This window comes from Enterobacter sp. DC4 (genome assembly GCF_000568095.1).
GTDB classification, from domain to species: Bacteria; Pseudomonadota; Gammaproteobacteria; order Enterobacterales; family Enterobacteriaceae; genus Enterobacter; species Enterobacter pseudoroggenkampii.
Genome location: NZ_AZUB01000002.1, coordinates 272,290 through 296,013 on the forward strand (window position 1 = coordinate 272,290; position 23,724 = coordinate 296,013).

21 protein-coding genes are annotated in these 23,724 nt (G+C 55.4%); 10 read left to right on the plus strand and 11 right to left on the minus strand.

Annotation, left to right across the window (positions count from 1 at the left end; all coding sequences use genetic code 11):
* Window positions 1–22 precede the first annotated feature (22 nt).
* Together pyk and P349_RS16925 are read right to left on the minus strand one after the other, a co-directional pair.
* Window positions 23–1,465, minus strand: a complete 1,443-nt coding sequence (pyk, locus tag P349_RS16930) for a pyruvate kinase (protein ID WP_008500455.1) — start codon at window positions 1,463–1,465, stop codon at window positions 23–25.
* A 140-nt stretch (window positions 1,466–1,605) separates the two neighbouring features.
* Window positions 1,606–2,475, minus strand: a complete 870-nt coding sequence (locus P349_RS16925; RefSeq protein ID WP_023312229.1) for a MurR/RpiR family transcriptional regulator — start codon at window positions 2,473–2,475, stop codon at window positions 1,606–1,608.
* Between the two features lie 356 nt (window positions 2,476–2,831).
* Here P349_RS16925 and zwf point away from each other — a divergent pair, with 356 nt between their 5' ends.
* The 3 genes from zwf (at window position 2,832) to kdgA (ending at window position 7,033) form a co-directional block, all read left to right on the plus strand.
* Entirely contained in the window at window positions 2,832–4,307 is a 1,476-nt protein-coding gene (gene zwf, locus P349_RS16920; RefSeq protein ID WP_023312228.1) for a glucose-6-phosphate dehydrogenase, read from the plus strand.
* Between the two features lie 233 nt (window positions 4,308–4,540).
* Window positions 4,541–6,352 (plus strand): phosphogluconate dehydratase, encoded by a 1,812-nt coding sequence (edd, locus tag P349_RS16915; RefSeq protein WP_032647781.1) that lies wholly within the window; start codon window positions 4,541–4,543, stop codon window positions 6,350–6,352.
* Between the two features lie 39 nt (window positions 6,353–6,391).
* Window positions 6,392–7,033, plus strand: coding sequence for a bifunctional 4-hydroxy-2-oxoglutarate aldolase/2-dehydro-3-deoxy-phosphogluconate aldolase (kdgA, locus tag P349_RS16910; RefSeq protein WP_024909698.1), 642 nt, complete (start codon window positions 6,392–6,394; stop codon window positions 7,031–7,033).
* A gap of 42 nt (window positions 7,034–7,075) precedes the next feature.
* Here kdgA and purT read toward each other — a convergent pair whose 3' ends face one another.
* Window positions 7,076–8,254: a formate-dependent phosphoribosylglycinamide formyltransferase gene (gene purT / locus P349_RS16905; RefSeq protein ID WP_032647780.1), complete on the minus strand. Its 1,179-nt coding sequence runs from the start codon at window positions 8,252–8,254 to the stop codon at window positions 7,076–7,078.
* Between the two features lie 170 nt (window positions 8,255–8,424).
* On the opposite strand from purT, the gene P349_RS16900 reads away from it, so the two are divergent.
* Both P349_RS16900 and ptrB read left to right on the plus strand, forming a co-directional pair.
* A complete protein-coding gene (locus P349_RS16900) occupies window positions 8,425–9,075 on the plus strand; it encodes a tellurite resistance TerB family protein (protein ID WP_032647778.1) in 651 nt (216 codons plus the stop codon).
* An 85-nt stretch (window positions 9,076–9,160) separates the two neighbouring features.
* Entirely contained in the window at window positions 9,161–11,221 is a 2,061-nt protein-coding gene (gene ptrB / locus P349_RS16895) for an oligopeptidase B (RefSeq protein ID WP_032647775.1), read from the plus strand.
* On the opposite strand, the gene exoX is transcribed toward ptrB, so the two are convergent.
* From exoX to P349_RS16880, 3 genes are all read right to left on the minus strand, one after another.
* A complete protein-coding gene (exoX, locus tag P349_RS16890) occupies window positions 11,218–11,880 on the minus strand; it encodes an exodeoxyribonuclease X (protein ID WP_010432611.1) in 663 nt (220 codons plus the stop codon). The two genes, ptrB and exoX, sit on opposite strands and share 4 nt — an antisense overlap.
* Before the next feature lie 24 nt (window positions 11,881–11,904).
* On the minus strand, window positions 11,905–12,555 hold the full coding sequence (locus P349_RS16885; protein WP_032647774.1) for a carbon-nitrogen hydrolase family protein: 651 nt from the start codon (window positions 12,553–12,555) through the stop codon (window positions 11,905–11,907).
* Between the two features lie 110 nt (window positions 12,556–12,665).
* Entirely contained in the window at window positions 12,666–12,896 is a 231-nt protein-coding gene (locus P349_RS16880) for a DNA polymerase III subunit theta (protein ID WP_008500465.1), read from the minus strand.
* 137 nt (window positions 12,897–13,033) lie between these two features.
* On the opposite strand from P349_RS16880, the gene yobA reads away from it, so the two are divergent.
* From yobA to P349_RS16860, 4 genes are all read left to right on the plus strand, one after another.
* On the plus strand, window positions 13,034–13,405 hold the full coding sequence (yobA, locus tag P349_RS16875) for a CopC domain-containing protein YobA (protein WP_032647771.1): 372 nt from the start codon (window positions 13,034–13,036) through the stop codon (window positions 13,403–13,405).
* Between the two features lies 1 nt (window position 13,406).
* Entirely contained in the window at window positions 13,407–14,276 is an 870-nt protein-coding gene (copD, locus tag P349_RS16870) for a copper homeostasis membrane protein CopD (protein ID WP_032647769.1), read from the plus strand.
* Window positions 14,277–14,292: 16 nt separating this feature from the next.
* Window positions 14,293–14,631: a YebY family protein gene (locus P349_RS16865; RefSeq protein ID WP_024909705.1), complete on the plus strand. Its 339-nt coding sequence runs from the start codon at window positions 14,293–14,295 to the stop codon at window positions 14,629–14,631.
* Between the two features lie 654 nt (window positions 14,632–15,285).
* On the plus strand, window positions 15,286–15,777 hold the full coding sequence (locus tag P349_RS16860; RefSeq protein WP_032647767.1) for a hypothetical protein: 492 nt from the start codon (window positions 15,286–15,288) through the stop codon (window positions 15,775–15,777).
* A 305-nt stretch (window positions 15,778–16,082) separates the two neighbouring features.
* On the opposite strand, the gene P349_RS16855 is transcribed toward P349_RS16860, so the two are convergent.
* Window positions 16,083–17,024: a VirK/YbjX family protein gene (locus tag P349_RS16855; RefSeq protein ID WP_032647766.1), complete on the minus strand. Its 942-nt coding sequence runs from the start codon at window positions 17,022–17,024 to the stop codon at window positions 16,083–16,085.
* A 167-nt stretch (window positions 17,025–17,191) separates the two neighbouring features.
* Here P349_RS16855 and pphA point away from each other — a divergent pair, with 167 nt between their 5' ends.
* Window positions 17,192–17,836, plus strand: a complete 645-nt coding sequence (gene pphA, locus P349_RS16850; RefSeq protein ID WP_032647764.1) for a protein-serine/threonine phosphatase — start codon at window positions 17,192–17,194, stop codon at window positions 17,834–17,836.
* A gap of 34 nt (window positions 17,837–17,870) precedes the next feature.
* On the opposite strand, the gene P349_RS16845 is transcribed toward pphA, so the two are convergent.
* From P349_RS16845 to yebS, 4 genes are all read right to left on the minus strand, one after another.
* Window positions 17,871–18,110, minus strand: a complete 240-nt coding sequence (locus P349_RS16845; protein WP_008500472.1) for a YebV family protein — start codon at window positions 18,108–18,110, stop codon at window positions 17,871–17,873.
* Window positions 18,111–18,216: 106 nt separating this feature from the next.
* Complete coding sequence (gene rsmF, locus P349_RS16840; RefSeq protein ID WP_032647762.1) at window positions 18,217–19,659, minus strand: 16S rRNA (cytosine(1407)-C(5))-methyltransferase RsmF; 1,443 nt, start codon at window positions 19,657–19,659, stop codon at window positions 18,217–18,219.
* Between the two features lie 77 nt (window positions 19,660–19,736).
* The gene (locus P349_RS16835; RefSeq protein ID WP_032647760.1) at window positions 19,737–22,370 is read right to left on the minus strand and encodes a PqiB family protein; all 2,634 of its coding nucleotides are present in this window, start codon (window positions 22,368–22,370) and stop codon (window positions 19,737–19,739) included.
* A complete protein-coding gene (gene yebS / locus P349_RS16830) occupies window positions 22,339–23,622 on the minus strand; it encodes a membrane integrity lipid transport subunit YebS (protein WP_032647758.1) in 1,284 nt (427 codons plus the stop codon). Before yebS ends, P349_RS16835 begins: the two co-directional genes overlap by 32 nt.
* Window positions 23,623–23,724: the final 102 nt, after the last annotated feature.

The following is a 23,724-nucleotide window of genomic DNA, read 5'->3' on the forward strand; positions in this document are numbered from 1 at the left end:
GGGCTTTTTAACAGAGACGTTATTACTCGACGGTCATAACGCGGGTGGTGTTGGTTGAGCCGATGGTGCTCATCACATCGCCCTGGGTGACAATGACGATATCACCGGACACCAGATAGCCTTTGTCGCGCAGCAGGTTTACGGCATCGTGCGCGGCGGCCACGCCATCATTGGTGCTGTCGAAGTGAACTGGCGTCACGCCGCGGTACAGCGCCGTCAGGTTCAGGGTACGCTCATGACGGGACATGGCGAAGATCGGCAGACCCGAGCTGATACGCGAGGTCATCAACGCGGTGCGGCCAGATTCGGTCATGGTGATGATCGCGGTAACGCCTTTCAGATGGTTTGCCGCGTACATCGCAGACATCGCAATCGCTTCTTCCACATTGTCGAACTGTACGTCCAGACGGTGTTTAGAGACGTTGATGCTTGGGATCTTTTCAGCGCCCAGGCAGACGCGCGCCATAGCTGCCACGGTTTCTGCTGGATACTGGCCCGCGGCGGTTTCCGCAGAGAGCATCACCGCATCGGTACCGTCCAGCACGGCGTTCGCCACGTCCATGACTTCTGCACGGGTTGGCATTGGGTTGGTGATCATAGATTCCATCATCTGAGTGGCGGTGATCACCGCGCGGTTCAGCTGACGTGCGCGACGAATCAGCGCTTTCTGGATACCGACCAGCTCAGGGTCGCCAATTTCCACACCCAGGTCACCGCGCGCAACCATCACCACGTCAGACGCGAGGATCACATCGTCCATGGCATCCTGATCGCAAACGGCTTCCGCACGCTCAACTTTGGCGACGATTTTGGCATCGCAGCCTGCATCGCGCGCCAGGCGACGCGCATAGTTCAGATCTTCGCCGCAGCGCGGGAAGGAGACGGCCAAGTAGTCAACGCCGATCAGCGCAGCCGTCACGATGTCCGCTTTGTCTTTATCGGTGAGCGCCTCTGCAGAGAGGCCGCCGCCCAGCTTGTTGATGCCTTTATTGTTGGAGAGCGGGCCGCCGACGGTGACTTCGGTGAACACTTTCATGCCCTGAACTTCCAGCACTTTCAGCTGTACGCGACCGTCGTCAAGCAGCAGGATATCGCCAGGCACCACGTCAGCCGGCAGGCCTTTATAGTCGATACCGACTTTTTCTTTATCGCCTTCGCCTTTGCCCAGGTTGGCATCCAGCAGGAATTTGTCGCCGATATTGAGGAAAACTTTACCTTCTTTAAAGGTTGAGACACGGATTTTGGGACCCTGCAAATCACCGAGGATAGCCACGTGGCGGCCCAGTTTTGCTGCGATTTCACGCACTTTGTCGGCACGTAACTTATGGTCTTCTGGCGTACCGTGAGAGAAGTTCATACGCACCACGTTGGCACCAGCGGCGATAATTTTCTCAAGATTATTATCGCGATCGGTGGCCGGGCCTAAGGTGGTTACGATCTTGGTTCTGCGAAGCCTTCTGGACATGTAATACTCCGTTGACTGAAACAACTTTGGTGTTGCGTGAACATTGAATCGGTCTTCATCTGCTGCAAGGCAGCGGAGAGTGGACCGAATGCCGTAAATCGTTACATCGTCATTATTCGTGACGTATTCGTTATCAACTATCAGGGAACATCGCTCTTTATAAGCAATTCTTTATCAAAACGCGATTCCTTCAGCGCTTCCTTGACCCGCTTCAAGTTATCCCGGAATTTTGCCCCCCGACGTAAGGTAAAACCGGTCGCCAGCACGTCAATCACGGTGAGCTGTGCCAGTCGGGAAACCATCGGCATATAAATGTCGGTGTCTTCCGGCACGTCGAGGGTGATCGCCAGCGTTGCTTCACGCGCCAGCGGCGTGCCTGCCGTTGTGAGGGCAATCACCATGGCATCGTTTTCACGGGCCAGTTGCGCCAGCTCTACCTGACTCTTGGTGCGGCCGGTATGCGAAATCAGTACCACGACGTCATCTTCACTGCAATTCATACAGCTCATGCGTTGCAGCACAATGTCATCGGAATAAATAACCGGGACGTTAAAGCGGAAAAATTTGTTCATCGCGTCATGCGCCACGGCCGCTGACGAGCCGAGACCGAAGAACGCAATTCGCTTGGCCTGGGTGAGTAAATCCACCGCGCGATTCACGGAGCTCATGTCCAGTGACTGACGGACGTGGTCGAGCGAAGCCATGGCCGACTCAAAAATTTTCGCGGTATAGGCATCAACGCTGTCGTCTTCATCCACATTACGATTAACATAAGGGGTGCCGTTAGCCAGACTTTGCGCCAGATGCAGTTTAAAATCAGGAAAGCCGCGCGTTTCCAGGCTGCGGCAAAAGCGATTGACCGTGGGTTCGCTAACACCCGCTTCCTGTGCCAGAGCGGCGATGCTTGAATGAATCGCCTGAGCGGGGGAGGCGAGAATGACCTCGGCCACTTTTCGCTCGGATTTGCTAAGGTGTTCCAGTTGAAACTGGATTTTTTCCAGCATGTTCATGTTAACAGGATGCTCATGGGTGTAAACGATTTCATAAATTGATGAAATCGTGATTCGATTTAGCCGATATTACCCTTGTGGCTTCCATTAAGGGTAACAATCGACAAGATAATGTTGTTGTTTTTTTTCATTACTTGATCGGTGTCGGGTTTTGCTGTGACCCTGTTGCGCAAAGAAACGACGGTTGTTGCGTCATTAAGCCGTCGTAATCATCCAAAGGGTGAAAAATCGCGGTATCGCACGCGACGATAAGCGCTAATGGTTTCGGGAATGACGTAAAAGCAGTACAGTGCATTGTAATAAAATTACAACGATACCTGGCAGAAGTACCAGGTGATCCAACTGAGGAGAATGACATGGCGGTAACGCAAACAGCCCAGGCATGTGACCTGGTCATTTTCGGCGCGAAAGGCGACCTTGCACGCCGAAAATTGCTGCCTTCCCTGTATCAACTGGAGAAAGCGGGTCAAATTCATCCGGATACCCGTATCCTGGGTGTAGGGCGCGCCGACTGGGACAAGGACGCTTATACCAAAGTCGTCCGCGAGGCGCTCGAAACTTTCATGAAGGAAAAAATTGATGAAAGTTTGTGGGATACCCTGAGCGGACGTCTCGATTTCTGCAACCTGGACGTCAATGACGTCAGCGCGTTTACCCGCTTAGGCGCGATGCTGGATCAGAAAAACCGTGTCACCATTAACTATTTCGCCATGCCGCCAAGCACCTTCGGCGCCATCTGCAAAGGTCTGGGCGAAGCCAAACTGAACGCCAAACCGGCGCGCGTCGTGATGGAGAAGCCGCTGGGTACCTCGCTGGCAACCTCGCGTGAAATCAACGACCAGGTGGGCGAGTTCTTTGAAGAGTGTCAGGTCTACCGTATCGACCACTATCTCGGTAAAGAGACGGTACTGAACCTGCTGGCGCTGCGTTTTGCTAACTCCCTGTTTGTAAATAACTGGGATAACCGCACTATCGACCACGTGGAAATCACCGTGGCGGAAGAGGTGGGGATTGAAGGTCGCTGGGGTTACTTTGACCAGGCCGGTCAGATGCGCGACATGATCCAGAACCACCTGCTGCAGATCCTGTGCATGATTGCCATGTCTCCACCGTCTGACCTGACGGCGGACAGCATCCGTGACGCGAAAGTGAAAGTGCTGAAGTCACTGCGCCGCATCGACCGCTCCAACGTGCGTGAGAAGACCGTTCGTGGTCAGTACACCGCCGGGTTTGCGCAAGGCAAAAAAGTGCCTGGCTATCTGGAAGAAGAGGGCGCGAACAAGTCCAGCAATACCGAGACGTTCGTGGCGATCCGCGTGGATATCGACGACTGGCGTTGGGCGGGTGTTCCGTTCTACCTGCGCACCGGTAAACGTCTGCCGGCCAAATGTTCCGAAGTGGTTGTTTACTTCAAAAACCCGGAACTGAACCTGTTCAAAGAGTCCTGGCAGGAGCTGCCGCAGAACAAACTGACCATTCGTCTGCAGCCGGACGAGGGCGTGGATATCCAGATCCTGAACAAAGTGCCGGGCCTGGATCATAAACACAATCTGCAAACCACCAAGCTGGATCTGAGCTACTCTGAAACCTTTAACCAGACGCACCTGGCCGATGCTTACGAGCGTCTGCTGCTGGAAACCATGCGCGGTATCCAGGCGTTGTTCGTGCGCCGCGATGAAGTGGAAGAGGCGTGGAAATGGGTCGACTCCATCACCGAAGCCTGGGCTGCCGACCAGGATGCGCCAAAACCGTATCAGGCGGGCACCTGGGGACCGGTCGCGTCGGTGGCGATGATCACCCGCGATGGCCGCTCCTGGAACGAGTTTGAGTAAGATAATCCGCTAGCCCGAAAGTGTTATTTTACCGGTAACATGATCTAACTCAGCTAGTGGCACAATTTTCAACTTTTAAGCTCCGCGTGGATTCACCCGCGGAGCTTTTTTTATTACACTGCCGGAAGTGATTTTGCCCCTGAGCTCCGGACAGCAAGCGTTTCAGCGTTGTTAACAACTGCCAGCGACTTTGTAAACTTCCGAGCCCGGACAGATAAATTAGAGGAGCTTTTATGAATCCGACATTGTTACGCGTAACACAACGCATTATTGAGCGCTCGAAAGAGACCCGCTCGGCCTACCTCTCCCGGATTGAACAGGCAAAGAGCAACACCGTCCACCGATCTCAACTGGCCTGCGGTAACCTGGCGCACGGTTTCGCCGCCTGCCAGCCTGATGATAAAGCGTCGCTGAAAAGCATGTTGCGTAACAATATCGCCATCATTACCTCCTATAACGATATGCTCTCCGCGCACCAGCCCTATGAGGTTTACCCGGATATCATCCGTAAAGCGCTGCACAGCGTGAATGCGGTCGGCCAGGTGGCGGGTGGGGTACCCGCCATGTGCGACGGCGTGACGCAGGGCCAGGACGGTATGGAGCTCTCCCTGCTGAGCCGCGAAGTGATTGCTATGTCCGCGGCGGTTGGCCTGTCGCACAACATGTTTGATGGCGCGCTGTATCTCGGCGTGTGTGACAAGATTGTCCCGGGCCTGGTAATGGCGGCGCTGTCGTTTGGGCATCTGCCTGCGATCTTCGTGCCGTCAGGCCCAATGGCGAGCGGTCTGCCGAACAAAGAAAAAGTGCGCATCCGCCAGCTGTACGCGGAAGGGAAAGCAGATCGTCAGGCGCTGCTGGAGGCGGAAGCCGCGTCCTATCATGCGCCGGGGACCTGTACGTTCTACGGTACGGCTAACACGAACCAGATGGTGGTGGAATTTATGGGGATGCAGCTTCCGGGCTCGTCCTTTATCCAGCCGGATGCGCCGCTGCGCAAGGCGCTGACCGAGGCCGCGGCCCGTCAGGTTACGCGTCTGACCGGCAACGGCAACGAATGGATGCCGATGGGCAAAATGGTCGACGAAAAAGTCATCGTCAACGGGATTGTCGCGCTGCTGGCAACCGGGGGGTCAACCAACCACACCATGCACCTGGTGGCCATGGCGCGTGCGGCGGGCATTCTCATTAACTGGGATGACTTCTCCGAGATCTCTTCCGTGGTGCCGCTGATGGCACGCCTGTACCCGAACGGTCCGGCGGATATTAACCACTTCCAGGCCGCAGGCGGCGTACCGCTGCTGATGCGCGAGCTGCTGAAAGGCGGACTGCTGCATGAAGACGTAAATACCGTGGCAGGCTTTGGCCTGCAGCGTTACACCCAGGAGCCGTGGCTGAACAACGGCGAGCTGGACTGGCGCGACGGGGCGAGTGCGTCTCTTGATGCGCAGGTGATCGCCACCATCGACAAACCGTTTTCTCCACACGGCGGCACCAAAGTGCTGAGCGGCAACCTCGGTCGTGCGGTAATGAAGACCTCTGCCGTCCCGGAAGAGAACCAGATTATCGAAGCGCCGGCGGTGGTGTTTGAAAGCCAGCACGACGTATTACCCGCCTTTGACGCCGGTCTGCTCGACAAAGATTGCGTGGTGGTGGTGCGTCATCAGGGGCCTAAAGCTAACGGGATGCCAGAATTACATAAACTTATGCCACCACTTGGTGTATTATTGGACCGCCGTTTCAAAATTGCGTTAGTAACCGATGGACGCCTCTCCGGAGCATCCGGTAAAGTGCCTTCAGCCATCCACGTGACGCCTGAAGCCTACGACGGCGGGTTGCTGGCGAAAGTGCGTGACGGTGACATGATCCGCGTGAACGGTCAGACAGGCGAGTTAACCCTGCTGGTGGATGACGCCGAGCTGGCGGCACGTCAACCCCATATTCCTGACCTGAGCGCATCGCGCGTGGGGACCGGACGCGAAATGTTCAGCGCGCTGCGTGAGAAGCTCTCCGGTGCGGAGCAGGGCGCAACCTGTATTACGTTTTAAGACGACTTGATTTTAACGATCTGGCGAGAGAAAACTCTGATGAAAAACTGGAAAACAAGTGCAGAAGCAATCCTGACCACTGGCCCTGTCGTGCCGGTTATCGTGGTAAACAAGCTGGAGCACGCTGTACCTATGGCGAAAGCGCTGGTTGCGGGCGGCGTTCGCGTTCTGGAAGTGACCCTGCGCACCGCCTGCGCGATGGATGCCATTCGCGCGATTGCTAAAGAAGTGCCGGACGCCATCATCGGTGCGGGTACCGTGACGAACGTAAAACAGCTGGCTGAAGTGACCGAAGCGGGCGCGCAGTTTGCCATCAGCCCGGGCCTGACCGAGTCGCTGCTGAAAGCCGCGACCGAAGGCACTATTCCGCTGATCCCGGGCATCAGCACCGTCTCTGAACTGATGCTGGGCATGGACTACGGTCTGAAAGAGTTCAAATTCTTCCCGGCGGAAGCAAACGGCGGCACTAAAGCGCTGCAGGCGATTGCGGGTCCCTTCTCTCAGGTACGCTTCTGCCCGACGGGGGGTATCTCTCCTGCCAACTACCGTGACTACCTGGCGCTGAAAAGCGTGCTGTGCATCGGTGGCTCATGGCTGGTTCCGGCGGATGCGCTGGAAGCGGGCGACTGGGATCGCATCACAAAACTGGCTCGCGAAGCGGTGGAAGGCGCGAAGCAGTAAGCCATTCGCCGCATGAAAAACGGGCCTTTCGGCCCGTTTTTTTTATCCCGTTACCTTAACGCTTGCTGCGGCTGCTTTCGCTCTCGCCACGGCGTCGTCAACGTTATCCCCGGTGGCTAATGCCACGCCAAGACGACGGGTACCGTCGATCTCCGGCTTGCCGAACAAACGTACCTGCAACCCGGCACCCACTGCCGCGTCGACGTTATCAAACGTAACGTTCTGGCTGGTTAACTGCGGCAGGATGACCGCCGAGGCGGCCGGGCCGTACTGACGGATACCGCCGACGGGCAGGCCGAGGAAGGCGCGCACGTGCAGGGCGAACTCGGAAAGATCCTGCGAAATCAGCGTGACCATGCCGGTGTCATGCGGGCGAGGGGATACTTCGCTGAAAATCACCTCGTCGCCGCACACAAACAGCTCTACGCCGAACAGGCCATAGCCGCCCAGCGCGAGGACGGTTTTACGGGCGATCGCCTGCGCACGCTCCAGCGCCAGGGCGCTCATCTGCTGCGGCTGCCAGGATTCGCGGTAATCGCCATCTTCCTGACGGTGGCCAATCGGATCGCAGAAATGGACGCCGTCAACGGCGCTGACGGTCAGCAGGGTGATCTCGAAATCAAACTTCACGACGCCTTCAACGATGACGCGACCGGCGCCGGCGCGGCCACCCTGTTGGGCGTAATCCCACGCCTTATCGAGCGTGCTGCTGTCGCGAATGAAGCTCTGTCCTTTACCGGAAGAGCTCATCACCGGCTTAACGATGCACGGGTAGCCAATCTCCTCTACGGCCTGCAGGAACGCGGCCTTATCGCCCGCAAAACGGTAGCTCGAGGTGGGCAATCCCAGCTCTTCTGCCGCCAGGCGACGAATGCCTTCGCGGTTCATGGTCAGCTTTGCGGCTTTCGCACAGGGCAGCACGCGCTGGCCTTCCTGCTCCAGGGCGATCAGCGTATCGGTGGCAATCGCTTCAATTTCCGGTACAACGAAATCGGGCTTCTCGCGCGTAATCAGTTCGCGAAGGGCATCGCCATCCAGCATGTTAATCACATAAGAACGATGGGCGACGTGCATGGCGGGTGCGTCGGCGTAACGGTCTACGGCGATGACTTCCACACCTAAACGTTGGCACTCAATGGCGACCTCTTTTCCCAGCTCGCCCGATCCCAACAGCATCACTCGCGTCGCCGCAGGTCGCAGCGCAGTTCCTAAACGAATCATAACAATCCCCCTAAAAAAGTTGCGCGCAGTATAAACGAAAACGTTTGCGTCTGTCTTGCGCAGGGATAAACGCGAGGGCAGAAATTTGCGCTTCTTTAGCCCGACCAGACATTTCCTGACGCCCGCTCGCTTACGCTGTGGAACATGTTCACCGTTAAGTGAGGGAAACCATGTCTGGCTGGCTAAATCAATTGCAATCCCTGTTAGGGCAGAAAACATCGTCTTCCGGCGAGCGGGACCTCAGTAAACTGCTGGTACCCGGGGCGCTCGGCGGGCTGGCTGGCCTGCTGGTCGCGAATAAATCCTCGCGCAAGCTGCTGGCAAAGTACGGGACAGGCGCGCTGCTGGCCGGCGGCGGCGCCATCGCGGGCACCGTGCTGTGGAATAAGTACAAGGACCGGGTACGGACCGCGCACTGCGATGAACCGCATTATGGCGAGCACACCTCGCCGCTGGATCTGCGTACCGAACGGCTCATTCTTGCGCTGGTTTTTGCCGCGAAAAGTGACGGGCATATTGACGACAAAGAACGATCGGCGATCGAGCAGCAACTGCGCGAAGCCGGCGTTGAAGAGAAGGGAAGAGCGCTGGTGGCGCAGGCCATCGAACAGCCGCTCGAGCCGCAGCGTCTTGCGCAAAGTGTGAAAAATGAGGAAGAGGCGCTGGAGCTCTATTTCCTCAGCTGTGCCGCCATCGATATCGACCATTTTATGGAGCGGAGCTACCTTAACGCCCTGGGCGATGCGTTAAAGATCCCTCAGGACGTGCGCGAGGGCATTGAGCGGGATATCCGCGAACAAAAACAGGCGTTACAGGGATAGCCTCCGCCGTCGCGACGCTGTTTCGCTTGCATCATGCGTGGGTTTTGCCAACCTTATAGGGTGTAAAACTTAAAAGAATGATGACATGCCACCGAAAGCCCGACGTACTCCTTATGCGATCACCACGCATGGCGATACGCGCATAGACAACTATTACTGGCTGCGGGACGATTCGCGCTCCCGGCCAGAGGTACTCGACTACCTGCACGAGGAAAACGACTATGGCCGCAAGGTCATGTCCAGCCAGCAGACGCTTCAGGACCAACTGCTGAATGAGATGGTGCAGCGTATTCCTCAGCGTGATATCTCCGCGCCCTGGACCAAAAACGGCTATCGCTATCGCCATATTTACGAGCCCGGCAATGAGTATCCCATCTACCAGCGTCAGTCGGTATTAAGCGCCGAATGGGATGAGTGGGATATTCTGCTGGATGCCAACCAGCGCGCCGCCCACAGCGAATTTTATACTCTGGGCGGCATGTCCATTTCGCCGGATAACGCGGTGATGGCGCTGGCGGAGGATTATCTCTCCCGTCGCCAGTACGGCCTGCGTTTTCGCAATCTGGACACCGGCAACTGGTATCCGGAAATGCTGGAAAACGTTTCCCCGGATTTTGTCTGGGCGAATGATTCCGAGACGGTTTACTACGTCAAAAAGCACGCCTCGACGCTGCTGCCTTATCAGGTGTGGCGACACACCGTGGGAACAGACTCCGCTGACGACGAGCTGGTCTATGAAGAGAAAGACGAAACGTTCTATGTCAGCCTGCATAAAACCTCCTCGCGCCACTATGTGATTATCTTCCTGGCCAGCGCGACGACCTCGGAAGTTCTGCTGCTGGATGCCGAACTTCCCGACGCCCAGCCGCTCTGTTTCCTGCCGCGCCGCAAGGATCACGAGTACAGCCTGGATCACTTCCAGCACAGCTTTTATTTGCGCTCTAATCGCGAGGGCAAAAACTTTGGTCTCTATAAAACAAAAGTGCGCGATGAGCGCAAATGGGAGGTGCTTATCCCCGCGCGGGATCAGGTGATGCTTGAAGGGTTCACCCTGTTTACCGACTGGCTGGTGGTGGAAGAGCGTCAGCGCGGGCTGACCAGTATCCGGCAAATCAACCGTAAAACGCGGGAAGTGGTGGGGATCGCGTTCGACGACCCGGCCTATGTGACGTGGATTGGTTTCAACCCTGAACCCGAATCATCGCGGCTGCGATACGGTTACTCATCGATGACCACGCCGGACACCCTGTTTGAGCTGGATATGGATACCGGGCAGCGTCAGGTGATTAAACAGACCGAGGTCAAAGGGTTTGAGTCTGAAAACTACCGCAGCGAGCACCTGTGGGTCACCGCCCGGGATGGCGTCGAGGTCCCCGTCTCGCTCGTCTATCACAAAGCCCACTTCCAGAAAGGCAAAAACCCGATCCTGGTGTACGGTTACGGCTCGTATGGCTCAAGCATGGACGCCGATTTCAGCAGCAGTCGGTTAAGCCTGCTCGATCGCGGCTTTGTCTTCGCCATCGCCCATATTCGCGGTGGCGGTGAGCTGGGGCAGCACTGGTATGAAGACGGGAAATTCCTGAAAAAGAAAAACACCTTCAATGACTACCTCGACGTCTGCGATGCGCTGATTGAGCAGGGCTACGGGGATCCGCAGCTTTGCTTTGGGATGGGCGGCAGCGCGGGCGGCATGCTGATGGGGGCGGCGATCAACCAGCGTCCCGACCGCTTTAAGGGGATTGTCGCGCAGGTTCCGTTTGTCGATGTGGTGACGACCATGCTCGATGAATCCATCCCGCTTACGACAGGGGAGTTTGAAGAGTGGGGGAATCCGCAGGATGAGATGTACTACCGCTATATGAAAACGTACAGCCCGTACGATAACGTGGAAGCGAAAGCCTATCCCCACATGTTGGTCACCACCGGTCTGCATGATTCTCAGGTGCAATACTGGGAGCCGGCAAAATGGGTGGCAAAACTGCGGGAGCTGAAAACCGATGACAACCTGCTGCTGCTGTGTACCGATATGGACTCCGGTCACGGCGGGAAATCGGGACGATTTAAATCCTACGAAGGAGTTGCCCTGGAATATGCCTTTTTAATAGGCCTGGCGCAGGACACGTTGCCAGGCCGTGCAGAGCGTTAAGCGTCGCCCAGATAATGTTTCAGCGTTAAGCGCAGTTCCGGGCTCATTCTGTCGAGGTTGTTATACAGCCAGCGCAAATAGCCCGGGTCTTTATCCGCCACCTCGGACACCGGCTTCCCGCGATATTTACCAAAGGTAAATGTGGTCAGAAGTGCAGGACGGCCGGTGATGGTCGCCATATCATCCGGCGTCCAGCCAGAGATATTCATAATATCTATCAGTAACGCGGCGGTGATATAGCAGTCATACAGGGCGCGGTGATGGTGCAGTCCCTCAGGCGTTCTGACGCTGAGCTTGCGGGATTTATACAGCGCCATATTGCTGTATTTAATCCCCGGCCACAGTCGACGAGCCAGCTTCATGGTACAAATCCATTCCCCCGGCATTTCAGGTAACACCCGGCGGTCAAAACTGGCGTTATGCGCGACGTACCACGGGCTACCGTAGTAGTGCGGAATGATCTCTTCGATCCACGGCTTATCCGCTACCATCGATTCGGTAATGCGATGGATAGCCATCGCCTGAGGGCTGATGGGGCGGTCGGGACGCACCAGATGGCTCATTGGGTTGACGATTTTACCATCAACCACGTCGACAGAGGCCACTTCCACTATTCCGCCCTGAAGATCGCAAGTTTCGGTATCGATGACGCGCAGCATTGAACACTCCTGAGCTTAAAACGCCTAGCCTAAAGGAATGACATCGCCTTGCCAACCCTCTCCGCCGAGCGTACCGGTCACCAGAAGCTCGCCCTTATCCGCGCGCACGATCAGTTGGCCTTTTTCATCCCACAGCGCACTGCCGCCGCAGGCGTTCGCCATCAGCACCGCAATAGCATACTTATGCGCGAAGCGCTGCAGGGTACTGATGGACTGCCGCCAGCGGTGATCCTCTACGGACTGACTGCTGGTAAACAGCGAAGCTCTGGGATCGAGATTGGGTGAATCAGCATGCGCATCAATAATGCTGAGGTGTTTATCCCCCGGCACCAGGCTGGCACCGCTACCTTGCGGGTAGCGCAGGATGCGGTTACGGGCGGGCGTGAAGAGCGCGAGGCCTTTCTGGCGTTGACCATTCCGTTCCAGGGGGAGCCCGGCAATCACGGTAATCCGGTAAAAATGTGCCGCGTCAAGCAGCGGTTCCAGCTGCGCGTCATCGGGTGGGGGAGGTAACGTCGGTGCGCCTGAGCCCGTTAATGAGAGTTCAGGGAAGACCAGCAAATCACAGCGCTGCCGTGCTGCTTCGGCGATGAAGCGCAGGTGGTGCGTAACATGGTCATTCACACTCTGGTGCTGACCGCCATACTGAGCTGCCGCTATATTCCAATGTGACATCGTGACTTCCTTATACACTGAGTCGCAGAGATTTAAGAATACACCTAAATTTATCAGGGTTTTCTTATCCTGCCAGATTCCGCGTAAGGAAGTGTAACGACTCGTTAAGCTTATTTAACTTTAGGTTCGTACGGTAAACGGGAGAGGTTAACCGAGGCGAGACGGTGGGCGATTAATCTTTCGCGAAACCAGTCGCGCAGATGGGCGGGCTGTTCCCGTTCAACGACTTCAGCCACGACAGGCATGTTGTAACGCTCTTTAAACGCGACGCCAGCGGCAGCGAGATCGACATTTACTTTATCCATCTCGTCCTGCGGAAGGGCGGCCAGATTGATCTTCATTTCCTTCTCCTTTTTCTGCGGCGGCAACGTTACCGCGATTGCACGACGATGACAAGCGGAGGCAGGATGTTCCTCGACTCGCTTATTATACAGCGTTATTCTTTAGCATACAGACATAACAAAAAGGAATGATTGCGATGGGTTTCTCCACCTCCCGCGCGGTATGCGCACTGGTTTTTGTGGCTTCAACGATGATGACGCCCTCCGTGCTGGCACATGCACATCTTACACAGCAGATCCCGGCAGCAGACAGCGTAGTGACCGCACCGCAGGCACTGACGCTGAATTTTTCGGAAGGTATCGAACCTGGATTTAGCGGTGTGGTGGTGACGGACGTGCAAAAGCAGGTCATCAAAACGGGTACCGCTACGCGAGACGAAAAGAACAAGGCGCAACTCACCGTTCCGTTGGAACAAACGCTGACGTCAGGGACGTACCAGGTGGACTGGCATGTCGTCTCCGTAGACGGTCATAAAACCAAAGGCAGCTATCACTTTAGCGTGAAATAGCATGCTGGCGCTGTGTTATATCGGGTTGCGCTTTATCCATTTTGGGGCGCTGATGCTGGTTTTTGGTAATGCGCTTTACAGCGTCTGGTTTGCGCCTTCCTCTCTCCAGCGACTGATGTCCCGGCGTTTCCAGCTGCAGCAGAAAGTGGCGGCCTTGTTGAGCCTGGCGGCTGCACTCCTGATGTTTATGCTTCAGGGCGGACTGATGGGTAACGGCTGGGGAGATGTATTTGCTCCGCAGGTCTGGTACGGCGTACTGAGGACACAGTTTGGTGGCGTCTGGCTGTGGCAAATTATTCTTGCTGTGATGACGGTCGGTGCGGCATGGCTCGCGCCGCTGAAGGGGTCGCGGCTGCTGCTGCTCGCCATGGGCCAGCTTATCCTGCTGGCTGGGGTAGGTCACGCGGCGATGAACGACGGTCCGATGGGGGCATTGCAGCGGCTTAACTATGCTTTTCACCTGATCTGCGCGGCAGCCTGGCTTGGCGGATTACTGCCCCTGTTGTTCTGCATGCGTCTGTCGAAAGGACGCTGGCAGAATGCCGCCATCTATACCATGATGCGCTTCTCGCGTGTGGGGCATTACGCCGTTGCGGGCGTGCTGCTCACCGGCGTGATAAATGCGCTCATGATACTGGGCATCCATGTACCCTGGCAGGCTGGCTACGTGCAGTTTTTGTTGTTCAAATGTGCGCTGGTGGCGTTGATGGTGGTAATTGCGCTGGCAAATCGGTATTTTCTGGTGCCACGGTTTCGTCCGGAGACCGGGCGAGCACAACAGATTTTTATCAGGATGACACAGGCAGAAGTGGTGCTGGGCGCGCTGGTACTGGCAACGGTCAGTCTGTTCGCTACCTGGGAACCCTTCTGACAAGGTTAAATATCATATGAAAAAGACAGTACTTTCTCTCATATTGCTGGCCTGCACGGGGAGCGCGCTTGCCGCACCGCAGGTTATTACCGTCAGCCGTTTTGAAGTCGGTAAGGACAAATGGGCGTTCAATCGCGAAGAGGTGATGCTGACCTGCCGTCCGGGCCATGCGCTGTATGCCATTAACCCGAGCACGCTGGTGCAATACCCGTTAAATGATACCGCAGAGCAGCAGGTAGCCAGCGGCAAGAGTAGCGGCCAGCCGATCAGCATTATTCAGATCGATGACCCGGCGCATCCGGGACAAAAGATGAGTCTGGCGCCGTTTATCGAGCGTGCCGACAAGCTCTGCTAACGCTCAGGTTTCCAATAAAAAACCGCAGATGCTTGCGAAAGCACTGCGGTTTTTCACATTTTATGATGCTCTGGCGCTTTTTTTCCGACCGCTTTAGCTGTGGACTGGAAAACCTGGCGTCGTCATCTATTCTTAAAAGGCAAGGCGACTTAGCCTGCATTAATGCCAACTTTTAGCGCACGGCTCTCTCCCAAGAGCCATTTCCCTGGACCGAATACAGGAATCGTATTCGGTCTCTTTTTATCTATTTGTTTCTCAAGGGTTTTCCGGTCTTTGCACGAAATGCCCCGAAAATTACTCGAATATTCCATATCCTGTCTAAACCATAACATAATCTGCACCGCGTACGTCCAGGTATTTTTGGGTCATTGTTAAATTTTTGTGGCCGAGTAAGCATTGAGCAAACTCCTCTCCGCGCTCCTTTTCATAGGGTCTGTTCGCGAGGCTTCTGCTCTCATGGAAAGGTGGCGAGTTAGGTCCGAATTTCAACCCGGGTGAATCCCTTATCTCTTGAACGCCCGGGGAAGACCGTCAGGAGTTAGCGGTCCAGGTTTTCTTTCTCCACGGAGCGGGGTTCGAACATTTGGATAAAATAAGTTGGGTAAATCCAAAATCTGCCGATATGTTAAGAGATATTTTTAGGGAATGGCTTCCATGAAAACAAAGAATGTACTCCTGTTTATACTCTTAACTGTGGCCCAGAGTAGTGATGCTCAAGAACAATACAATTTTGAAGCTGTAAAACCTGCAGTGATTGAATTCTTTAAGCGCGGGGCAGGAAATCCTGATAGTTGCGATGTGTTCAAAGAGCAGCTTGCAAGAAATTTTGAAGATAAGCAAACAAGGAAAATGATGATTGGTCTCTGTGACAGCGACTTAGATACAACCAAGCCAGTTTCTTTTACGGAAATGTCATTACATCATTCTGAAGGGCATCCCTATGTTTGCGGCATTCTCTCTGGTGAGACTCAACTAGGCCGAAATATAGGTGCTCGTTTTATTGCTGCCGAACCATATCATTTGGTTCTGGGCTTCAAGTATTCACGACGACCGATAGCTTACGCGACTGATGATAAATTTCTGGTCGATGAAGTTCGATCTCAGATCAAAGCATTTAATGAACTTTATGCAAAAGCATGTAAGTGAATTAAAGCTCTCTGCTTGTTCTTCAGTTTGATAATATTTTGGAACTCAGCGCACACCGACATTCAGACCGAATGGATGTATTGGTAAGCATTAAAAACCCGTACTTGACGGGTTTTTAATGCTTAACTCTTTGAATAATAAAAGGTTAATTATGGCGTAAAAGAAATCGTTTTCGAACACTACCTTTACGATACAGAGCATCCCTTAAGAACTTTTTTGTAATTCACAATACGGCATAGCTAAATTCAGCCCGTTTGCCTGCCTTGTTAATTTTCTATTGCAATTCAACAAAGTGGGTACGGGGTCTAAAAGTGCGACTTAACCGATGCCTCAATTTCATCAAGCAGCTCAAAGCGACGGCGGTATTCAGCGCGTTTTTTACTGGCGATCTCTTCAAGGGTTTTGCGTGACATCTGCAGCGGCAGCTGCCAGCAGAAAGCGGAGAGTTTTTTACCGTCCAGAGATGCCCAGAATTCATCATAGCTGGCGTGGAAATGGCGGCCTTTGCTGAGGCGATAGCGCAACGCGCGGAAAACGTGTCCCTCATCGCTGACAGCAAAAATCGCCCGGACAGAGGAGTGCACGGCCAGCTGGAAGAGGACTTCCATCAACACGCGCTTAGGGAACAGGCCGTGGCAGGCGCGGGTGGCCTGTTTAATGACGTCACGCGATACGCAGCGACGAGGTCCCTGAAGGCCGCCGATGACCATGACTTGCTGACCGTTGCTGCGTGCGACGCTAAAGGTCAGGCTGGCCAGCAGCGTATCATCGTTGTCGCGAAGCCACAGCGTGCTTTCGCCTTCGCGCTCGGCTTTCCCCGCAGAGGACGCATTGACCGTATAGATAACACCGTCTTTTGCATGGAACTGCGCAACGGGTTGCTCCTGCGGGCTGGTCAGGGCCTGGGCGAGGCCGCTCTCTTTCAGGCTATCAATCCAGTAATAATGGCTAACGATAGCGTCGGCGCGATCGTTAGCCGTCAGGCCGCGCATCAGGTACTGCCGGTGGGTTTTGCTCGGCAATGTAATTTGAGAGGCCAGCAGTTTGTCGAAATCGTCGCGACCAGAAAGGGCTTCCAGCATGCGATGGGTAGAAGACCAGAAAAGAAGCGAGCGTAAAAGGAACTTCAGGCGATATTCGCGTTTCCGCCAGATTGGCCCCGGTACGCGTTTACCGTTCACCAGCTCGGAAATAATATTTGTGCGATGCGGATAAAAAACATCGTTATGCAGGTGCGTATTAGACACGTGAAGACCCCTCTTTTTTTTCTAGCCTTATTCTAAAGAGTCAATAAAAAGGGATTAATAGCGCGAGGATCTTTATTTCTGTTTGGTTTACCGTTTGTTTCACTTTGTGAGGACCGCGCCCGTCAGTGGCCTTTTCTGCGGTAGCTATACTGTTAAAAGGAGGTCCTATGTATCAGCGAATTGAAGGTGGTGAGTGGCGTCACGTCTGGGTTGTCAGCGATATACACGGCTGTTATCAGTGGCTTATGGATGAGCTTAAACGCCGTCATTTTAACCCGTATGAGGATTTGCTTATTTCTGTCGGGGATATCATCGATCGTGGCCCTGATAGCGTGAAATGCCTGCAGTTAATACATGAAAAATGGTTTCGTGCCGTGCGGGGCAACCACGAGCAAATGGCTCTCGACAGTCTGGATAATAACGATTTTTCGCTCTGGACGATAAATGGTGGAATGTGGTTTGCGCAACTTGAACGGGACCAGCAACAGTTTGCGCTGTCGTTGCTCAATGCCTGTCGCGATTTACCGCATATCATCGAGATAACCTGTGCGAACGGTCTGAATGTGATAGCCCATGCGGATTATCCGGCTGCGGAATACCAATGGCAAAAACCGGTCAGCGCCCAGCGCGTCTTATGGAACCGCGACAGGTTGATGGGATTTATGGTGGGCAAAGGGCAGGGCATCAGCGGCGCGGATCATTTCTGGTTCGGACATACGCCCCTCGACAGAAGGTATGATTTTAATAATCTCCACTACATTGATACGGGCGCCGTATTTGACGGTTACTTTACGCTGGCGCAGCTGCAGTAATAAATAACCCGCCTTCGGGCGGGTTCTCTTTAGGTCAGGCAAGACGCATGACCCAGGCATCGGTTTTACTATCGTAATGCTCACGGTAAAGGACAGAGTGTTCGCCATCAAGTATTGCCGGGACGCTGGTATCTGCATCCCATGCATCGAGCTGCATGCACAAATCCGGGTCGGATTTGCAGGGAATACTTAACGTTCGATCGCCTTGTGCTTCGCCGCGCAGCTCTGCGTCGTCGATCTCAAAAGCGCCAATACGCACGCTGGTTTTCGTCATAGTGCTCTCCGGGTCGGTTGTCAAAATCTGGTATGACCAGTGCAGTCACCCATTTTTGATCGTAGACAAGGAGAGCAAAATCGCCAGTAAAAAAATGCGCTTTTTTTCAGGCAGTGCGATCGTTACCGGTAAACAGCCGACCATCCCGAACCAACTCGCGCGGATAGCTGTTTTTCAGCCTTGAGCCGACTTTTTTTGCCAGCCCCAGCGGGTATCCCTGATACGTCACTATCACTTCATCGCCTGACGGCGTGTTTTCGGGATAAACATCGCGACCGCGATACCACTCTTCCGCTTCCTGATGCGTCAGGGCAAAGGTATTCTCGCGTCCGGCAAGGGCGATAACGGCCTCATGCTGCCAGCGATACCCTTTATTATGCACTTCCGCCAGGCGGATCCCGATGCGGGAAAAACGGACCTTTCCGATGAGCGGCTCGATCTGTGCCGGGAACAGCCATATCTCTTTATCACGCATCCAGGGGCGCAGGCTCTCATCCCAGACCAGCCCAACCTTTTTGGCGGCGGCTTCAAGCTGTGCTGCATCGCGGCCTTTAAGAGGGGCAAACGGGAAGTTACCGACCTTGAATTTAGGTGCGGGCAGGGGAGCAACCGCCTGCGTTTTACGCAGACGCGCCACAAAGAACCCTTCGCAGTCGTAAATCTGCGGGAACACGTGGAGGAAACCTTCGGGGGTGACAGCCTCTTGTGCTGAGGCAAACAGATCGTTCAATGGCAGGAACTCGACCGCATCCGGGTAGTTCGCTTTCAACCACAGGCAGACGTCTTCGTTTTCATCGCGGTTTAAGGTGCACGTTGAATAGACCAGCGTGCCGCCAGGGCGCAAAGCGTGAAATGCGCTCTCGATCAGCTCTCGCTGCGTGGCGGCGATCTCCTGGTTGCTTTCCACGGACCAGTTCTTTAACGCATCGGGATCTTTGCGCACCACCCCTTCGCCGGAGCAAGGGGCGTCCAGCAGAATGGCATCGAAGGCTTCCGGTAGGGCGGCGCCAAACACGCGTCCGTCGAAGTGCGTCAGCGCAACGTTATGAATACCGCAGCGGCTGATGTTGGCATGCAGCACCTTCACGCGGCTGGCGGAAAACTCGTTAGCAAGGATCGCCCCCTGGTTACCCATGCGGGCTGCAATTTGCGTGGTTTTTGAGCCAGGCGCCGCAGCCACATCCATAACGCGATCGGGCGCGTTGCCCTCTGCGAACAGGGCAGCAACCGGCAGCATTGAGCTGGCCTCCTGGATATAGAACAGGCCGCTCAGATGTTCCGCGGTGCTTCCAAGCGGCACGGCGTCTTCGTCATCGCGCTCGATCCAGAACCCCTCTGCGCACCACGGTACCGGCGTAAGCTGCCAGCCGTACGGCGAGACCAGTGCCAGAAAATCTTCGACGCTGATTTTCAACGTGTTGACGCGAATACTTCGGCGTAACGGACGCTGGCAGGCGGCGATAAAATCGTCTAACGACAGGTGAGAAGGAAGCGCCTCGCGCATCTGCGCCAGGAATTGTTCAGGAAGAAATACGGAGTTTTGAGCCACGGGCACACCACAGGGAAAAGTTCAGGTGCGCAGTGTAACATAAAGGCTCCGGTGCGTTGACACCGGAGCCTTGCTGTTTAACGTGGCAGGGCGGTTCCCCATTCGCGCCACTCTTTCGGTTCGCTTTCGAGCAGCAGGAAGTGTTTACCTGGCTGCGCTTTCGGCGCCAGCGGCGTTCCCGGCGGCGTGGCAAACGCGATACCGCCGCGAATGAACTGGTTGAAGGTGCCGGTTTTCACCACGCCACCCGTCAGGCCGAAGTCCAGCGAGTAGCCGGATGCCAGCCAGAATACCGAGTTATTTCGAACCAGGTGCTGGTAGCGTTCGCTGATGCGTAACGCCACCATCACGCGATCGGAGAGTGTACCAAGCGTCAGGCCCGTGACCGCACCCACCTCAATGCCGCGGAACAGTACCGGCGTGCCGATGTTCAGCGAGCCTGCTTCCGGCACTTCCACCACGATGCTCAGGCCGCCAAGGTAGCGCGAGTCGGTGATCGTGGCTTCCTGCAGCTCGAAATCGCGACGGGCATTGCCCTGGCCGGGCTCAACGTTGATGTACGGCTGCAAAATGGTGTCGAGGTGCTCAACGCCCGCGGCCGAGATCTGCGGCGTGACCACCGAGAAGCGCGAGCCCGTGCGGGCGAAGGTCTGCACATATTCCGGGTAAAGCACGGCGGTGGCCTGCACCTCGTTACGTGAGGTAATCAGCGTCAGCTTCTGGATCTGCCCGATATCAATACCCAGATAGCGAATTGGCATGCCTTCCGCCAGCTTACCGGCATCAAACGCGTGCAGGGTTATCTGTCCGCCCACTGCACGTGCGGCGGTTTCGGACGGGAAGAGAATACGCTTATCACCTTTGCGCAGATTCGCACCTGCGCCGCTGAGATTATCGAAGCTAATCGCCCCGCGCAGCGCGCGTGAGAGCGGGGAGGCCTGCACGGTCAGCCCGTTACCGTTAAGCTGAACTTTCGCGCCGCCTTCAGCCCAGAAGACGCTGTTTGGCGTCAGCAGCTTGCGGTACTCCGGCTTGATGTGCAGTTCGATATCAAAGGCGTCCGCACGCGGGCGAACGGTGATCACTTCCCCGACTTCAAACTTGCGATACAGCACCACGGATCCCGCCTGTACGTCCGGCAGCGTTTCGGCGCTTAGCGTCAGCGTGGTGGTCGGAAGATCGCTCAGGCTGTTTTCAATCGCTTTCTCCAGGTTGGCATACAGCGGATAGCTGTCGCGCACGGGGCCTTTATCGCCAGGCAAAATACGGATTCCGCCGTTCACCCATTCGCTGGCGCTGGCGCCGAGGAACTCCACGCCGTCCAGACCCACCTTCACATCGACGCGACTGTTCACCACGAATTTGCTGTCACCGTGCACCAGGTCGCTGTATTGCGGATCGATGGCGACCGAGAACGTCACGCCATCCGCGGAGAGCTTACGCTCCAGCACCTGACCGACCTGCACGCCGTGTAAAATTAGCGGCTGTCCGGCTTCGATACCGTAACTTTCTGGCGCATTCAGCGTGACGGTTACCACGCCCGGCTTTTGCAGCAGGGCTTTATCCGCCGGGGCAATTACGAAGCTATTGCTGGGTTCACCTTCACCGGGGATGAGCTCAAACGTATTGCCGGTCAACAGCGTGCTGAGGCTGGCATCGTTCAGAGAGAGCTTTGGACTGCGCATTTCGATGCGCGTTTTCTCGCGCAGGAGATCGACCACGCTCGGATCGACCGTCATTTCGCCGGTGACCGACCCGCCCGGGTTAAGCGTCATTTTGGTGAGCTGGCCGACCTGCAGACCCTGATACATCAGCGGCGTTGAACCCGCTTTTAGCCCCTTAGCATCGGGCAGGGCAAGTTTGACGATCACGCCGCGCTGGCTGTGCGCCAGGTCGGCGTACAATCCAAATGAGTCATCAGCGGTGGCAGGGCTTGAGTTTTCCGGGGAGTCAAAGGCAATAGCGCCATTCACCAGCGCGGCCAGACTCTCCAGCTTCACTTTCGCACCGCTCAGGCTGAGGTCCGCATCCACGCCGGAGACGTTCCAGAAGCGGCTGCCTTTTTTCACCAGATTGGTGAAGCGACGCTCGATCAGCACGTCGATGGTGACGCCCTGTTTATTCGGGTTAATCGCGTAGTCGTACACGCGGCCAACCGGGATTTTGCGGAAATAGACCAGTGAGCCACTGTTCAGAGAACCGAGATCCGGCGCCTGCAGATGGATCATTAAATCGCCGTTATTGAGGCGGTACTTGGGCTGCGTATCCAGAGCAACAAAGTGATCCTGCGGCTCGCCTTTACCCGGCATCATGCCAATATAGTTACCGCCCACGAGCGCATCCAGCCCGGACACGCCGGCCAGAGAGGCTTTAGGCGTCACCAGCCAGAACTGCGTTTCGCTGCGCAGGGCATCCTGCATGTCAGATTTAATACTGACCCGCACCTGAATCTTGTTCAGCCCTTTTCCAAGGGAGATGTCCTGAACCGTACCCACTTCAACCCCCTGGAAGCGAACAGGCGTTCGCCCGGCGACGATGCCGTCGGCGGTCTGGAAATCAATGGTGACCGTACTCCCGCGATCTTCATAGCTCGTCCAGATGAGCCAGCCTGCAATCATCAGGGCGATGACGGGCAGCAACCAGAATGGCGAAATGCGGCGTTTTGTTTTAATTCTCGCTTCAGTCGGCGAAGCGGGGGTTTCCTGACTCATGTGCATCCCAAAGTAAGCGGCTATCCAGCCATTCCACAGCAAGAATAGTCAATATCACCGCAGAGCCGAAATAAAAAGCCGCGGGTCCCATTGTAAAAGCAAGTAGCTGGTCGCGATTGATGAGCGACATCATCAGCGAAATCACGAACAGATCTAACATTGACCAGCGGCCAATCCAGGTGACGAACCGCAGAAGCAGAATGCGTGTTCGTAAGCCTTGTTCACATTTAAAGTGAATGCTGATGAGCAGGGTAAACATCACCACCACTTTGGTAAAGGGAACCAGGATACTGGCAATAAAGACGATCGCCGCCACCCCGACGTTACTGTGTGCAAGGGAGATAATCCCGGAGAGGATAGTATCCTCCTGACGCCCGCCATTCACGTAAATGATAGAAATCGGCAGCATATTGGCTGGGATCAGAAACACCAGGGAGGCGATCAGCGCGGCCCAGCATTTTTGCAGGCTATTGTTGCGGCGCAGTCTCAGCGGAATGTGGCACCGCGGGCAGCGTCCACGCGCGTCGGGTAAGCCGGTATAGTGGCATCCCAGACAGACGCGCAGATTTTCATCGGGGCGTGTAGCGGGGCGCTGAGGGTAAAACCGTTCCCAGAGCTGCTCAACGTTCAGGTGAATCAGCGTCAGGATGCTTAGCAATACCAGGCAGATGAAAGCAAAGAGCCCGATACCGGGCTGCAAAAAGGCGTAGTCCTGTACCTTTATTGACGCAACGCCCACGCCCACCAGATAAATATCCAGCATCACCCACTCTTTGAGCTTATCCAGCATCAGCAGCACCGGGCGAAGGTTCATGCCGAGAATATTGCCAAACCAAAGATAGGCAATGGCGGCAACCAGCACCAGCGGCGCGCCAACGGTGCAGAACAGCACCATGGCGGCGGTGATGGGATCGCCCTGACGGGTCATCTGCCAGATACCCTGCAGCACATTGGCGTCAATGCGCACGCCAAGCAGGTAGAGTTTCAGCAGCGGTTCGCTCCAGGCGAAGGGCATCAGCAGCAGCATGGTGACGGCCATGGCGGCGAGACGGGTTAACGACCAGTCTCGGCCGTCGCGAATTTTGGCGTCGCAGCGGGGACAGAAGGCACTTTGGTGCGATTTCATCTTCGGCAACATAAAAAGCGTATCGCACTGGGGGCAACGCTGATAATGTGCACGTGGCAAAGCTTCGCTTACCGTATGGACAGTTATCTTTCTTGTCGGCGTAATTTTGGTTGTTTTTAAGGCCATCAGCTGCGCACAAATAAGTATTGTTGAAAGTTATAATAACTCATGAACGGATTCATCTTGAGCATGAGCGCATTTAATGCTTATTTTAATAGGCTATGCGGT